Source organism: Psychrobacter sp. JCM 18903 (assembly GCF_000586475.1).
Classification (GTDB): Bacteria; Pseudomonadota; Gammaproteobacteria; order Pseudomonadales; family Moraxellaceae; genus Psychrobacter.
The window spans coordinates 337,490-353,183 of the sequence record NZ_BAWJ01000001.1 but is presented as its reverse complement, the minus strand read 5'-3'; the positions used below and the strand labels follow the sequence as shown (position 1 = coordinate 353,183).

Below are 15,694 nucleotides of genomic sequence, written 5' to 3'. Positions count from 1 at the left end.
TACAGTCGCCACCATCAATATCCATCGTTCGAGAGATACTTTCTGGCGCTTCACTACTTAGGTAACTGCTATCACTAGTCAATGCAAAGCATTCAGTAATGCTGTATAGACTCCCTGCCATTTCCTCTCGATTATAGTCTGCAAACTCTGCTTGACGACCTTGCTCCTGTACCTGCTGGTCAATAAGCTCGTTCAGTAAATTATGATCGCGTGTCAGACACTGCCATTGTGTCGCACCTTTAGGCAGCCAATAAACACGACTGTCACCCACATGCATTATCGTTGCTTTTACCGCTCTGTCACTATTTAACTCTCCAACCACTATTGCGAGGGTTGCAGCTGCACCATGACGCTTATATAAATGCTTGGTTTGATTAACCAGCTGATGAATAGCATCGGCCGTTGGCTTTGTATTATGACTCCACAACCGACTAATCGCTTTTACCACCGCCTTTGAGCAATGTTGTGTGTGGCTGGAACTTGCCACACCGTCAGAGACTGCTAAGCAAAATTGTGCTGCAACTGGGGTCACTGCCATCACACCTAAGCCTTCTTGATATCAGTTGTCCAAAAAGAAAAAAGCATCTTGCTGTAAGTTATTACTGGCATTACCTTAAAAGGTAATTGCACAGGCTTGGGCGACAGAGGAAGTATCATTTAAAGGACAGTTATTGAGAGAAGCAGACATGATGGTAAGCCTGTATGTTTATCATAAAAGCTATTATAACGAGCAACCTAGAAGAAAATATCCTAGGTTAGAATATAAAGTTATTTAATTTGAAATGTAAGAATAATATTTAAAAAATTTTCAATTAAAAAATGGCTTGATTAAAAGCAATACTCTTACAAAAGAGGTAACTTCATAGATATAGACTAAGGGGCTGTCCTAGATAAGTAAAATAATCTAGGATAGTCATATGAGAAAGAGTAGATTAAGTTGGTACAAACAAACAAACTAAGCTTATCGAACTATTTGTTGCCGGTTCTACCGCAAGAACAGCATCAAGCTTAGTGGGTGTTAATAAAACAACAGCCAGCTATTACTTTCACAGGCTAAGACTACTGATTTATGAAAATAGTCAGGAACCTGCCTTCTAGAAGGCGAAATAGAAGTTGATGAGAGCTACTTTGGCGGCAGGCGCAAAGGCAAACGTGGTCGCGGTGCTGGTAACAAAGTGCCTGTGTTTGGACTGCTTAAGCGTAATGCTAGCATCTACGCTTGTATTATCCCTAATACCAGAGCCGATACCTTAATCCCTATATATAAGAGAGAAAGTAGAGCCTGATAGTATTGTTTACACTGACTCCTTTAGAAGTTACAACGCACTTGATATCAGTGAGTTCACCCATTACCGTATCAATCATTCAAAAGAGTTTGCACAAGACAGAAACCATATCAACGGAATAGAGAACTTTTGGAGCCAAGCCAAGCGACATATGCGTAAATATAATGGCATCCCAAAAGAGCATTTCCATCTGTTTTTAAAGGAATGTGAGTGGCGTTTTAACTACAGTGATCCAAAACGTCAATTATATCAGCTAAAACAATGGGTTAAACAAGAACTGAACTAGTTATCTAGGACAGCCCCAAAGATAATTCAGATAGCTTATTTCCATACTACGTGGGCACACACCGCCGTAATATATTTGAGGTTGGTATTAAACGAGGTGATGATAAAGAGTCATGGATTGAATTGGGTCGCGTCCGTCAAGGTATTTTTCCATTGTTGTATACTACTCAACCACAAGCATTAAATGGGATGCAACGTGGAACAAACGGATTACATGAAAAAGAAATTGAGTTCTCAGGAGATATGTCTAAAGGAATGCGAGTCTTCGGTAAAATCGTAGACTCAAACAGTATTGAATTGTGCTTGGTTGAAAACCAAGAAAACATAAATGAACAAAGCTTTAAGAAAGCTGTAGATCTAAATAATTAATATCCCTGAAGAAAATATATTAAATATTTGAGCTATGCACCACCCTGAAAAACTTGAGGTGGTGCAGTCTTTTTTGAGTAATACCTAGATAATTTAGAGCTTCAAAAACTCCTGATTTGCTGCGTTTTAAACATTTCGCTCATTGAGGTATGCTAAAGAAACCGTATAAGCGAACTTGGTAAACTAACGACTCGATGAGGAGTGACTGGCTCCTGTCGTCAAATCCATACATATAAAATTGAGAGGTATCAATTAGTCAAACCATCAACAATCAGCAAAAAATGCAAAACATAACTCATCAACGCTGAAGATAACTTTGATTTACCCTTCTGCTTAAGCGGACTAATAACCGTTAGTGCATAACCGTTGTATGCACCTAAACTAGTAACCTCACCTTCAAAACTAGGGAATTTTTGTCCGAACTCTTTTATGCGTCTAAGCTGAGAAGCTTTATTGACAACATGGCGATACGATTTTTTATTCTTCTCGTTGATGCATGACTCGGATTCGCTACAACTGATTTTTACCCGCCAATACTTGCTTGGTAGAATCTGGCACATGGTATCTAAGTATTTATAAAAATCCTTTTTTTGTTTAAAGGTAAAACGAATCTCACTTTTTGAGGTATTGGTTTTTTCGTAGAATAATTGAAGCATGGGTTTAATCTCATGCCTACTCGCTTTGGACTTATAAAGCGTCTCAAGATTGTCAAAACATTGATACACAAGCGCTTGCTCTTCATTATAATGCAGCGGTGTTGGTGCGATTAAAATATGATCGGAGCGTTGTTTACGTCTTTTAGATATGAGCTTATGATTAAATGTTCCATCTTCATTTTTTACCAAGCTTAATGCGCGTTCATAAATCATCAACGCATCATCGTATATAAAGTTTAAACTGCTGGCTGCACCCAACGCTTGGCCATCCTCAATGTCCAATAGAAGCTTTTCTATCATTTCACGACTATATCTACCAAACACTGCTGAATACTGCTTTTTATCAATACCAATAGGACCACTACTTAAAAGAGATGTCTTTACCTTATCAGCAAACATTAACTGTTCACAATCAACCTTACGATTCACGTATTGTCTAATGTTACTGAGATTGACAACATTATCTCTACTCTCTAAGGCATATTTATTGTGCTGCTTTAGGTCCATACGACTGGTACCAATCAACTTATTCACAACATCCAAAGGCAAGGTCAATTTAGCCTGCTGCAATTGATGACTTGCGATAATATCAGCGGTATGAATATATGAGCTAAAAGTCGTGATGAGATTGGCATGACCTGCGAACTCCATCAGCGCATCCCAGTAATTTGTCGAAACGCTGCGCACTTTACCTAAAAAATGAGTTTTAATATCATGGATTTTTATCTCATCATAATCTGTGAATTGCATGACAAGCATTGGGTTACACCTAATTATAAGCGCCATATTCGATATCGCATTATGACGAAAGCTATGTAGGGTAAGATCGTGATAAGCCGTATTTTCTAATATGCGTTTTAGTTGCTGCTCAATACTATAACGAGACAATGGGGTGGACTGATAAGCTAAAGTAAATAAATAGCGAGAAGACTGACCCTCTTTTAGATGAAAGAACCTTTTAAAATCTTCTAGCTCTTCTGGCAAAAGCAATACTGATAAATAAATTCGCCGCTTACCGTCATCTGATTTCAAATCACGATGAGCGTTAGAGCGAACAATGAGGTTATACTCCATAAAACCTTGATTGTCGTATTCGATATCTTTAACCTGCAACCCTAATATTTCACTGATACGCATGCCGGTACGGTATAGCAGTATTGTCAAGATGCTAAGAGCTTGTTTATAGTATTCACTTAGCGTCTCTTGCTCAGCGATACAACTAAGTATAGCGTGATAAACCTGATTCGGTATGAGATGGCTAGACACTATTTGCGGATCGCCGCCGCCTCTGATTTCGATATCAGGCGCTTGGTAATGCTTCTTTAAAGAATGATGCAGTGAGCAAATAACCGTCTTGGTAAACCCTAGTTTATTTGGATTCTTTTCGGCGATAATTTCATTGTATATATAGTGATAATCATGTTTTAAAGAGTGTGAAAAATCAGCTGTACGAGTCCCTGCGATAAAGCCATTACCGATCTCAGACAAATACCGCTTTAAGGTATTGATTTTATTACCGCTGGTAAGCAAATCAAGCATCCATCTCACCAGTCGTTCTTGGTTAGGATATAGATTTTGAGTCAATAAGTTTATTAGCTGTGGTTGCGCCTGCTTTTTATCGCCATTGAGTATGGTTCGTATTTCTTTAACTGCATCAGACCTAAAGCGTGCGACTTTGATAGTATCAAGTGAGTCCTCAGTGCTATTGCGAGATTCAATCACCAATTTACTGACGTGTTCATCTGATAGAGCCGCACTGGGTGTTTTAATACCCTGAAAATATCTAAGCCATTGCGATGTTGATATTGAGGTTTGTTTTTGCTGACCTGTTAGCACCTGGACCAATTGAACATCTAAATATACTTCTGGTAGCGTTTGCCAATAGATTGCAGTATGCCGTAAGTAGCTAGATCTATGGATGGACTTAACCGTGAATTTCTCTCCAATAAACTCCCCTAGCCTTTTTATCACTTGATGGTATTTAGGAAACTGGTTTTGCGCTTGATGCTGGCGTTGTAGTTTGAGCAACCATAAGCGACTGATATCATCTATGATGATCAGGCGTGTGTGATACACCTCATCTAAATCGTTTTCTGTAGTAACAAGCTCATTGCCATAGTCGGATGATAGTAGTCTGATCGGCATGACCAGTATGTCATTAGACATATGATAAATAGGCTTTTTTTGTTCTAGATAGTCATAAATCTCTTGAAGTATCTTTTCATCGTTATATCCTGCAAAACTAATGAGCGAGAATAAAAACCAGCTGATGCTCTCAAGTAATGAAAAGGTATTTCTCTGCTGCCACTTATCAAATGCTTGGGCAACAACATTCTGGGCTTTAGTCAGATATAAAAACTCATCAAAATCATTGATGTTTTTTGGGCGCTGTGGACGTACAGCAATGATGGGCTTTGGTAATAATGGCAGGTGTCTTTTTTTACGCGCTTCATTAATGTTATCGAAAAAACGCTTACGCTCGAATAGTGCAAACGGGATAAGATGCGCTGAAACGGACTTTTCAATGTCGTTATAAAGCGCTTCATATACACCATATATCTGCTCGTCTGTGATTAACTCTGGCGACTGATGCTCTTTAATAAAAGCATTCCAAGAGTGTTGGCACATCTCTTTTGTATGCTGTAATGCCTGCGTACGCTTATCCTGTGCTTTTGCTGAGCGCCTCAAATGACCATGTAAAGTCTCTAACTGTGTCATAAAGTTACCTGCTGTAATTCTAGTTCTTCTGCCAGCTGCTGATAAGGTTTTTTAGCAGCTACTATATGCCCTATAGCCAGTGCTGAATTTTTTCTCCATGCTTCTTGACCCATCATTTCATGACCAAAAATCGCCAAAATGACTGCTTCAGCTACTCCCTGCTCATGTAAAAACCTTTGTCCCACATGGCGTGTCCAATCTGGTTTAAAGCGAAAATGACTATCTAATTCTTTGATAATAATAGCCGGCCTGAGCGCATGAAACTCGCCTTTTTTATCTAAAAAATTTAGTAGCGGTCGCTGGTAATCAAAGATTTTATTCACTGCAGTGCTAATATTAAAATCTAAGCGTCCATAGCGCTGAGCAAAGCTTTTCAAGTAACTTAAAAAATTCTGGATAGCCTCATAAAGAAATGAACAAATAGGCACTAAGCGCTGACTGTTAGCAGTCGCCCGCTCCTCCTTATCAGAAATCCAAATGATGCCTACCTCAAGGTTGATCTGGTTGAGATAACCTGGTGCGCCTTCTACCGCTCTTATTGAAGTTAGTAAAAGAGAGACATGCCATAGCCACAAATTATAAAAATTGAATTTTTCTCTATAATTATGAGCAGTTACTACTTTTTGCTGTAAGTAACTCATGAATAGACTTACTATCGGATAGTCAGGGCTGTTTTGACTACCTATAGCATCATCACTGAGCGCTATCTTGGACAAATAATCGACGATGCTGGATTTTTTTTTATGACAGCGAGCGGTGAGGATCTTAATCGCATCGTGGTAGACTTCTTTTATCGCGTTAATCTCATGAGAGCTATACCAAGTGTCTGCTCTCTTTCTACTATTGCGTGAGGTGATGATAGTGGCCAACTGCGTGCTGCTGACTTCATAGATAAGGATGGTGTATAGTGACTTTTCAATCCTACCCAAGCTAATTAACGGTAGCTGTAGCGTTGCTCGTAGATCAGCAATGACTTCATTGATCAATACTGAATCTGGGTATCCTTTATAGGTTAAAAATACTCCCAATGGCTCAGGTAATGGGAGTTTGAACTGCGTCAATCGGTTAGCAATAACTGACTCTATCCCTTCTGTTCTAATACGCAGCGGTGTAATATCTAAATTAATAATAAACTCATACTTTGCTTTACGAGCACCAATATCAGTGATTTTTTTATAGTTGTTATTGATATCTTCAGCCAACCTTGCAACTGAATGACCAGTGTATAAAGAAAGCAATAAATAGACGATCGCTCGTTTCTTGTCCCTATCGCCTTCACCGTCACTATAATCATCAAACCATTGCCACAGCTTAGAGGCTATATTTTGAATAGCAATGAGCGATAACTGACGAATATTGCTGCTTACAAACCGCTCATTTTTATTAGCATGAGAATATTTTGCCTGTGTTCTTCGATAAATCTGATCGTATGAGAATTTTTCAGTATCTTTTAACTTTGTTTGCTCGAGATGAAAGAAGTCAGGTACGGGATTATCTAACCGCTCACGATAAATATCGTTATCATTTTTTGATTGCTCAAAACTTGTGACTGATACCAGCTCATCAGTATCATCATCCACGTCTGTGTGCGTGACATACTGAATACTTGGCTCATCAATTTTGCCCTTTTTGGTTTGTTTTCTGCCGTAGGAAGTTCGCGTTATGCTATCTCTATTATTAAACGCAAAATCGATGGTTAGATACATCTTGATAAATGATATGAGATTAGGATCATTCTTACTTTCAAGTTCAACTCGATAACGCTCAAACCTCTCATAGGTAGTCTGTAAGCTATCAGCTTGTAGCGTCGAGTAACAATGCCGCCAAATACTGTGATTGCGACTTACTGGATTCATCCATTTTCTAGCTTCAATATTAGTCTCACTAATACGTCTAGGTAGATTATTTTGTACAAAATAGAGGAGTAGATGGCATAACTTTGCGACCCACAGCCATTCTTTACTTGGATTGCTGGTATCAAAATTTGGTAGAAGATGGGTACTGGCGATAAATGCTCGAGTTAGATTTTCGGGCTTAGTCAGTTTACCGCTATAGGAATCGTATATTTTTTTGAGATGTTCTGAAGTTAAAGGTTTTGACTGTTTCGCTTCTACGGTAATGTCCATAAAGTCATTTGAGACTAAACTGGCTACGGTTATAAAGAAATGACGAATATCAGCAGTATAGACGTCCTCAGTATCTGGTATCAGCGTTTGCACGTTATTTGTTATTGACATAGAGAACCTTATCAATTAGTTCAGAGAAGGATGGCATCTCTGTGGGATACTGATTGGGATATAGACTTAACTGGTAGTCATAGTGATGACGCTTGAGGTCTTTAATATCTAAAATCTTCTGTATGGTCAGAGGTTTATTAAATAGCGATTGTTGCACTCGAGCAGGCATACTACTTTTTATAGCGGCAAAAAATTTTGGGTTAATAGTATCTAAATTTGTAAACTCATTCATAAGGTAAGACCAAGCGCGCCTCTCAATCTCAGATTTAGAAATATCGACTCTTCTAATAGCGATTTCATCACCGTCCATCAGTAATCCCACTTCTTTAAAACCCTCAAAAAAACAATATTGATCATCTATTTCAACAACTTCAAATAATAGTGCTCTACCCGAAGAGAGCTCATTAACCTCATCATCGATCCATTCGCAAAATATCTGATACGGTTTCATAGCACATTCATGCACTATCAAATTATCCTTTACGTTAATACTTTTGACGTTTCGTCTTATTGCCTTCTTAGTGCGCTTCGCCATAATCAATGACCTGTATGTCAGAGGCATATACCATAAAAATCAATTACATTCGATGGGGTAGGCATGCTAAAATATATTTTGGTTGGTGTCATATTACCATAATATACTGGTGTCTATAAATATATCTATTCTTTTATTATACCTTTTATTCATAAATATTTTTATGCATAAAAAACCTAAAGCCCTTTAAAGTAAAAGGCTTCAGGCTTATAGGTGTTAACGTTAATTTGGTCGGCGTCCTTGCCAAGGTTGGGGTTTCCCGCTCCAAATATGGCTTATAAAAGCACTAAAATCCCCACTCCTTAAATAAGAAGTGGGGATTTTTTTTGTTTAATTTTCTAGAATTATAGTCATACTTAGGGCGTGTCCTCAATTCAATCGATAGTTATCTAAATGGGTTAAAAATGGCCAAACGGCGTCAAATAGCTGACTAATATCTCGATATTATCCTTGTTTGACTGCAATTTATCTCATTTTTATCGCCATTTTTAAAATGAGGACATGCCCTAGTATTTGTAAGTTTATATCACATCTACATAATTAAGAGTAATAAGCGTTCTGTTGAAATATATAACGCTAAAATCAACCAGACTAAGGTGCTTGATTTTTTAGGCATGAAAAAGCCAAGACAAGCTTGGCTATTCTCATATATCATAAAGTCACTTGATTAGCATATCATAAGTTTATCTTGATAATTTTTACTACATAAATTACCGCTCTAACGATCAAACCCAACCCGCTTCCAAAAGCTGCTCAGTATTACTTATTTTGAACTCATGATATAGATTAAAAAATACTGCGGGGTCTTCAATGTTATCGAGCAACTCGCGTTTATTGAGCGCCACAAACATCGCCAGTGCATAAGCCGCACAATGGATAGACTTTTTAGGATTAAACTCACGATCCGTAAAGGCTTGATATTGCATAACTTCTTCATGCAAATGCGGATTTTGCTTTAGGGCATTCACATAGAGCCAATCATAAAATGTGGTCAATGGCTCTACGCTCCACTCCATGCCAAAATAATTATAACCAATCAGTTCACCCGAGGTCATTAAGCGCTCGTCCTTTCTGGCTTGTCTTGGCGGCGCACTTAACAAGTCAGTATAGGGGCCACCATCCTCAAAAATCATACTGCTTTGAAAGGCATTTTCGACACTGTACTGCTGCCTATCTTGTTCATTTGTTAGCTTCAAGCTCAATGGACTCAGCGGAAAACTCAATTTATTGCCAGACTTGCTCGATAGCTCAAGGACATGACTAAAGCCATACTTTTTGCGAATGACTTGATGCATATCATTGATGGATTTTTTCTTTTGGCGACTGGCAAACCCCACATGCCGCTCAAACCTAACCATGTCTGTTTTTACCAGATTGTCACTGTTGGTTCTCGGCATAAATACGGGTCTGTGTTCTACAATATCTTGTCTTTGATCCACAGAATTCTGTGTTTGTTGCATAGCAATGTGCCTTATATCAATAGTCTTTTATAGCTAGTCTTATATAAATATTCTTTTACAACGGCTCTTATAAAAATTGACGTTAAAACGTGTTGTCCTGACATCAATTTTACGGATAGCTACCTACTCAGCCGCATCTAATAACTTGTTAAGCGCCTCTACCATGGCATCATCTATAATACTGTCTTCCACATAGCTTATTACTTCGTCTATGGTGGTCAAATCCATTTCCCGAATACCCAAACTGGCTAGCTGTTCATTGATCGAGTCTAAACTGTCATTATCTTCAGTGTCGTCTAATAGATTTTCTTCAAATCTTCCTCTAACGAACCAATACATTTTTTCTAGCACGGTTTCTTTTTTGGTTAAAGTAGAATAGCCGTCACCATAAATAAACAAGTTGAAATGATAAGGTATCTCTACCTCATTAATGAAAAAAGTACGCTTACATTCTAGTGTATAGGCTTGAATGTCTTTGTCTTCAACGGATAGGTCTTCAGTGGCTTGGTCATCTTTATTACTTTCATCACTGTCTTCATCGTATTCAATCGCTTCCTCTACCAACCCACCTAGTATTTGATAGTCGCCCACTTTGACCTTATGATTGTAAATGATAGAGGCGTCTGCGATTGCGTCAAAAATAATGGCGCTGACGTCTAACGTATGATCGTCAATATCATAAAAACTCTTTAGCGCGGGTAAAAACTCGATCAGCTTTTCTTCAGGTACTGGTATCAAAAACTGCTGCTCATATATTTTAATCATGTCTTCAGGCGCATAAGTGTTGGCAGTATCGGTCTCATTTCTACCAGTCGGCTGTAAAGGTGCAAAATTATACGGGTTATAAGGATTAGTATCGGTCATTGGGGACGGCCTTTTTATTTGGGTATGCTGTGTTAAATGTTAATGCTACCAATTGATGAGTGATGTATCACATCCTACTCACACTGCGGCAGATCATACTCGATGCTATCAACCATCTCATGACGCTGTTCAATGATAAGTTGATAACCGTTAATCACGCCATTATACGGCAAGTGACCGTTATATTCTGCATAATGCGCAGCCAGACATTGTTGAATCACCAACTCACGCTTTGCCGCATTCATTTTGGCAATATTTTGCGGTAAATACGCAACAGCTTTACTGCTAGCCACGCCGCGCGACATCCAGTTAGCGCCCTCACTCCATGTAAAGTCGATGACCGCTCGCAAGTGATATTGCGGTAGCGGATAAGGATAATGCGCCAAGTCATATTGGATTTGCGCAATATCCTCTGCAAAGGTATCGTACTTTATATCGAGCACGGATAATAATGCTTTTAAGAATTCATGAGCAGTAAAGTAGCTATCAATATCTGTCGCATTAAGTCCTAGTATGTCGCTAGACAATACATGGCGCAGACGATCACAGGCGGATATGATGTGTTTTGGCGGATAACCCATGGCTTGGACAATATCTTGCGAACGTCGTTCACATTTCTCTATTTGGCTAACCGCCTCTTTTGCCAAAGGATGCCGCGGCGTATAACGATGAGTATATTTGGAAGGCGTGAGATTTTGGCTATTGATATGAGACATCAGTGACTCCTGAACTCCGACAACAATAAATAAAATAAGCCCAAATAGGCAAGTCAAATCAGGCATGGATAGCCTTGTCGGAGTACAGGCTCATGCGCTTTACCAGAGTGGTTTTATATCGTGCTGGAAGTTGCAATGTTTGCTAAGTGATTATTGAAAAACTTGGCAAACCGTTAAACCCACGATAGTTTTTTAGTTCTTTATAATAGTAATTAATAAGGCCTTACTGCAAGGCTGATGGTATTTAATCTTCCTCATGGTATGTCGCGTCATCCATCCAGACAATGGGGTCTTCGCACAGATGAACCAAGTGATACCAAATATCTTCGCTACGGGCGATACGGTGATGACCACGCTCAAAATACTCCACTTCCCAGCTATCAGGTAAGTTGACCAACGTGCGTCTGGCAACGGCCACATCTAAGCATTCATCATCAACCTCAACCATGACTCTTACCATCTCAGTATTCGAGGTCGGAAATGACAGTTTCATATTAGCCACGTCTGGTATACGGTCTGCTAAAACCTCACTGGGATAAATGCAAGGCGCAATTAATAGCGCACGCAAATTGTATTTGTGGGCGAAATGATTGGCGAACCAGCCACCAAGTGAGTGCCCTGCCAAGACGACTCGAGGATACTCGCGCATTTTTTCTAAAATTAACGCCTCATAAATATCGAAAATCTCGTTGAAATTATCTCGATAATTGACGGTTTGGCAGGTTTTGGGCTCACGGCTAATACAAGTATATTTACTGGTCTCATTACTCGAATCAAGACCGTGAAAGAATAGTAAAAATGTGTCATTATTTTCAATGGGAAACATCATGGCTTTTTCCTTTTCCTTTTCCTTTTATCATTGTGTCTTTTATTTATTAGCATTACTTTTATAATTCAACCATAGACCATAAATGCGCTCAGCGACATCCATAGGAATCCTCGTATATCCAGCACCAAATGACACGTCATAGACCCTAGTCATCATCGCGAGAACCTCATCGGCGCTATCAGCACCCTCCTTAATCAGCATGTTAGCAATCTGCTCCGCCTCACTGCTGTACTCATCCCAAGTATCATTGTAATAACATCCCACAATACCAAAGTCATAACGATAGATGATATCGGTGATAGACCTCATTAAGCTTGCACTCGCGTGGTCATAATGTTCCGCCCATTGCTGGTATAACTGCTGACGTATGGGCAATACGCAAGGTAAAATAGGACGATCTTTAGGATCATTTCGTTTGTCTGCACTCACAACAGATAAGGGTTTGGCGCCACCTTCCCATAGCAATGGACAAGACGAAAACATGCCTTTTTCGCACACATTCAAACGCCATATTCCCCACATCTCCTTGCTGGCACGACTCATGATATAGACAATAATTTGATTGAGATAATCACTATCATAGATGATATGTTGACGATCAATTCTCACGCCTTGCTTGGGCAAGACATCGGTATAAGTGAGGGATATGTCACGTTCACTTGGTTCGGCAGCAATCACTACCTCAGAGCAATCTGGATCTCTCTTCATCAGCTCATAGGGAGCAACAAAGCTCAATGTCTCATCGCTATTATTTACAAAGTAGATATCATCTTCATAGTTATCGATAGACTCGTTATGCAGATAAAACAACGGTATCTTTGGTTTAGTTTGTACCTTATCTTGAATGGATTTAGGCAGTTTTGATCCACTTGACCAATTTAAATTATCGATACGTTTTTGCTCAAAAGTGTTAGTTGTGTTTGTCATAATATTGTCCTTATTTTTTAATTTATTTTGAATATCAGTAGCTTGTAGTATTTTTAATTTTGTGTGATTCTCAGAGCAAATTTAAGTCAGCCGAGCTTGTCCGCCGCTTTTAGAGCAACGTTAAAAAGCAAAATGAGTGTTTCACTGATGATTTTAGAAGTTATTTAAACTTATTTTTAACAATATGAAATCTGTGCCATCATCGATATGACAGCTATAATTTATGAGTAGCTTGGGTTTAGTTGATTAGAAAAATAATGATTAATGCCAGTCAGAGTGTTGATAGTTAACAGCAATAGCGAAGTTATAGGATGAAGCGTTGCGCCTCGAGGGTTAACTCTATGTTGCTGTTTTCCTGACTGAATAACGTCCTAACTCAGTAACTATAATATAGAAATTGAGAAAAATAAAGCGTCCAATTAAAGCGGACGACAACTGCTGTCGCTCAGCGTTATCGTATATTTAAGTTAAAAACATAATTTGGATTGAAGCGTAGTATATCTTGACCACTAATTAAAACTCGCTATTATTGACCGCTTAATATCACTTATTTAGCGCAATCGCAGCCGACTTCAACCAAGCAGCTGCTTTACCTAGAGGACGCTGCTTGTGCCATACGATTTCTAAAGCCACTGGCCAATCATGATCGTTAAAGTCCAATATTGGCTCGACTAAAAAACCATTATCCAGAGCACTGGCTACCACATGTTCAGGCACGAATGCCCAGCCTAAATTACGCTGTACCAGCTCAACAATGACCCACTGGCTCTCGACCCACCAGACATCAGATGCTATTCGCAACCGTGCTTTTTCTTCGCTATGGTTACGTGTTGCCACCATCAATTGCCGATAGCGTTTCAACTCCTCCCATCCCACTGGCTGACGAGCTAGCTCATGGTTCGGCGCGCACACCATTTTCATCGACACCCAACCAAGCCCATGAAAATTCAGCGCTGAAGGCAGTATTTCTTGACGCCACATAATGCCTAAGTCGGCGCGATCTTCTAGCACCAAGCGGCTGACATCTTCCATCAGCGGAAACAATAGTTCCAGCTCCACACTAGGAAATCGGCGTGAAAACTCTTCCATCAAGCCGCCCAATGTTGCTTCCGGATACAACTCATCAACCGCCAGTACCAATCGACTCTCTACTCCTTCGCCCAGACTTTTGGCCACCCCGCGAAAATGCTCACAACGCTCTAGTATCACTCGCGCCTCTACCAGTAAGCGCTCTCCAGCTGGCGTCAGGACTGGATAGCGTCCACTGCGGACAAATAAGCTGTTGTCCAAATCAATTTCTAAATTTGACACCGCCGTGCTAATAGCAGATTGCGCCTTGCTAGATAACGGGCGGCGGCTGAGAAAGAACCGGTCTCTACCGTGGCGACAAAGGCTTGCAGTTGCTCTAATGAAAGGCTCATCTATCTAAAAATCCTATAGGTTCTAACTTGGTTATAATAGTTTAACAGATACAATAGGCGCGAAAATAACTGATTCAACTAGGAAGCTTCATGCGCACCGTGAAAGATCGTATCCGTCATACTTTGGGTTTTGAGATAATAGGTTTAATTATATTTGTACCGTTGGCAAGCTGGTTATTTGGCTTTGATATTCAGTCGATAGGTCTTATCGCCGTGGCTGCTTCGATTATCGCGACGTTGTGGAACTATTTTTATAACCTGTTATTTGACCACAGTATGCTGAAGCTACGTGGCAATGTACATAAGACGGTTCCACTACGGATGTTGCACGCGTTTTTATTTGAAGGTGGTCTGCTGTTATTATTCCTACCAATAATTGCGTGGCACTTAGGCATCAGCCTCTGGCAAGCCTTTCTCATGGATATTACAATGGCTACTTTCTACTTGGTACATGCTTTTGTTTATAACTGGATTTATGACAATGTGTTTCCTATTCCAGCAAACCATCTGCTATCTCAACGTAATGATGTGGTCGTCTAATAGCAATGAGCCGTGCTAAAGATTTATCAACATAAAAACAACTTGGTATTTGAATGGTTACTGGCGCTTGTATCGCTATCATTGCTTTGTAATAATGCCTGCATCTACTAGCGTCTCATGTCAGTTATTGGGGCAGCAAGCACAATAATTTTGAGATAAATGTCTCTATATAATAATTGAAGCAATAAAGGACTTTATATGAAAAATATGACCAAGGTAATGATGGCAAGCGTTTTAGCAGTGGGAACATTGGCAGCAGGTTGTCAAACCACATCTACGCCAAGTGCACCCGTTACCCAGCCTATTACCTCGGATGCCTTGCAAGCCTATCATTGGCAACTCGTGGATGCCAAAAACACCAAGGGCGAGACCATTACTCCATTATTCTTTAATCCAACCGAACCATTAACCCTCGATTTTGTGACGGCGAATGGAAGCAATATCGTTACTTTGATGAATACTTGTAACAATATGAGTGCTGAATATAAGGTAGCAAATGGCGAGGTAACCTTGGGTCCAGTAAGAAGCACAAGAATGGCTTGCCCTGCCCCACAAGCCAGCTTTGATAGTGCCGCACTAGCAACCGTAAATGGTAAATATAGCATGAGCAAAAATGCCAATAACGTGCCTGTATTGACCATTAGCAATGCAAACCAAGTAGCGAATTTTAAAGCGGTTGCCAAATAATCATTGCCATATAGAGTGCTAAACCAGCCACTCAATAAAAAAGCCTCACTATTAATAAGTGAGGCTTTTTTTGTCTATATTTATTGTCTGAATACTGAATTTAGGCTTAGCGCAGAACTAAATTCTCAGTAAATAACCCGATTCTTTAGAAAATATAGTGTGCC

14 protein-coding genes and 1 pseudogene are annotated in these 15,694 nt (G+C 39.6%); 4 read left to right on the top strand and 11 right to left on the bottom strand.

From position 1 onward, the window contains the following. On the bottom strand, nt 1–538 hold a 538-nt coding region (locus TT12_RS01535; protein WP_243443218.1), incomplete at its 3' end, for a PP2C family protein-serine/threonine phosphatase. A 379-nt stretch (nt 539–917) separates the two neighbouring features. On the opposite strand from TT12_RS01535, the pseudogene TT12_RS15110 reads away from it, so the two are divergent. Further along, nucleotides 918–1,572, top strand: a pseudogene (locus TT12_RS15110) (IS1595 family transposase). A 50-nt stretch (nt 1,573–1,622) separates the two neighbouring features. Next, nucleotides 1,623–1,940: a hypothetical protein gene (locus TT12_RS01530; RefSeq protein ID WP_045451514.1), complete on the top strand. Its 318-nt coding sequence runs from the start codon at nt 1,623–1,625 to the stop codon at nt 1,938–1,940. A 248-nt stretch (nt 1,941–2,188) separates the two neighbouring features. Here the strand turns inward: TT12_RS01530 and TT12_RS01525 are convergent, their stop codons facing one another. The 10 genes from TT12_RS01525 to TT12_RS15105 all read right to left on the bottom strand — a co-directional run bounded on the left by TT12_RS01525 (nt 2,189) and on the right by TT12_RS15105 (nt 14,303). Then, nucleotides 2,189–5,314 carry a site-specific integrase gene (locus tag TT12_RS01525; RefSeq protein ID WP_045451513.1) on the bottom strand — a complete coding sequence of 1,042 codons (3,126 nt, stop codon included), beginning with the start codon at nt 5,312–5,314 and terminating at the stop codon, nt 2,189–2,191. After that, nucleotides 5,311–7,551 (bottom strand): site-specific integrase, encoded by a 2,241-nt coding sequence (locus TT12_RS01520; RefSeq protein ID WP_045451510.1) that lies wholly within the window; start codon nt 7,549–7,551, stop codon nt 5,311–5,313. Before TT12_RS01520 ends, TT12_RS01525 begins: the two co-directional genes overlap by 4 nt. After that, nucleotides 7,535–8,086, bottom strand: coding sequence for a hypothetical protein (locus tag TT12_RS01515; RefSeq protein WP_045451507.1), 552 nt, complete (start codon nt 8,084–8,086; stop codon nt 7,535–7,537). The genes TT12_RS01520 and TT12_RS01515 overlap by 17 nt, the downstream gene beginning before the upstream one ends. Nucleotides 8,087–8,811: 725 nt before the next feature. Beyond that, nucleotides 8,812–9,546, bottom strand: coding sequence for a DarT1-associated NADAR antitoxin family protein (locus TT12_RS01510; RefSeq protein ID WP_413786954.1), 735 nt, complete (start codon nt 9,544–9,546; stop codon nt 8,812–8,814). Nucleotides 9,547–9,669: 123 nt separating this feature from the next. Then, a complete protein-coding gene (locus TT12_RS01505; protein ID WP_045451506.1) occupies nt 9,670–10,410 on the bottom strand; it encodes a hypothetical protein in 741 nt (246 codons plus the stop codon). 74 nt (nt 10,411–10,484) lie between these two features. After that, on the bottom strand, nt 10,485–11,126 hold the full coding sequence (locus TT12_RS01500) for a hypothetical protein (RefSeq protein ID WP_045451597.1): 642 nt from the start codon (nt 11,124–11,126) through the stop codon (nt 10,485–10,487). Nucleotides 11,127–11,370: 244 nt separating this feature from the next. Beyond that, the gene (locus TT12_RS01495; protein WP_045451504.1) at nt 11,371–11,955 is read right to left on the bottom strand and encodes an alpha/beta hydrolase; all 585 of its coding nucleotides are present in this window, start codon (nt 11,953–11,955) and stop codon (nt 11,371–11,373) included. Nucleotides 11,956–11,994: 39 nt separating this feature from the next. Then, entirely contained in the window at nt 11,995–12,882 is an 888-nt protein-coding gene (locus TT12_RS01490; RefSeq protein WP_045451502.1) for a hypothetical protein, read from the bottom strand. Nucleotides 12,883–13,425: 543 nt separating this feature from the next. Continuing rightward, nucleotides 13,426–14,193 (bottom strand): LysR family transcriptional regulator, encoded by a 768-nt coding sequence (locus tag TT12_RS01485; RefSeq protein WP_207803954.1) that lies wholly within the window; start codon nt 14,191–14,193, stop codon nt 13,426–13,428. Next, complete coding sequence (locus TT12_RS15105; protein ID WP_207803953.1) at nt 14,181–14,303, bottom strand: LysR family transcriptional regulator; 123 nt, start codon at nt 14,301–14,303, stop codon at nt 14,181–14,183. The genes TT12_RS01485 and TT12_RS15105 overlap by 13 nt, the downstream gene beginning before the upstream one ends. A gap of 90 nt (nt 14,304–14,393) precedes the next feature. Here TT12_RS15105 and TT12_RS01480 point away from each other — a divergent pair, with 90 nt between their 5' ends. Next, nucleotides 14,394–14,843, top strand: coding sequence for a PACE efflux transporter (locus TT12_RS01480; RefSeq protein WP_045451499.1), 450 nt, complete (start codon nt 14,394–14,396; stop codon nt 14,841–14,843). A gap of 198 nt (nt 14,844–15,041) precedes the next feature. Beyond that, entirely contained in the window at nt 15,042–15,530 is a 489-nt protein-coding gene (locus TT12_RS01475; RefSeq protein ID WP_045451496.1) for an META domain-containing protein, read from the top strand. Nucleotides 15,531–15,694: the final 164 nt, after the last annotated feature.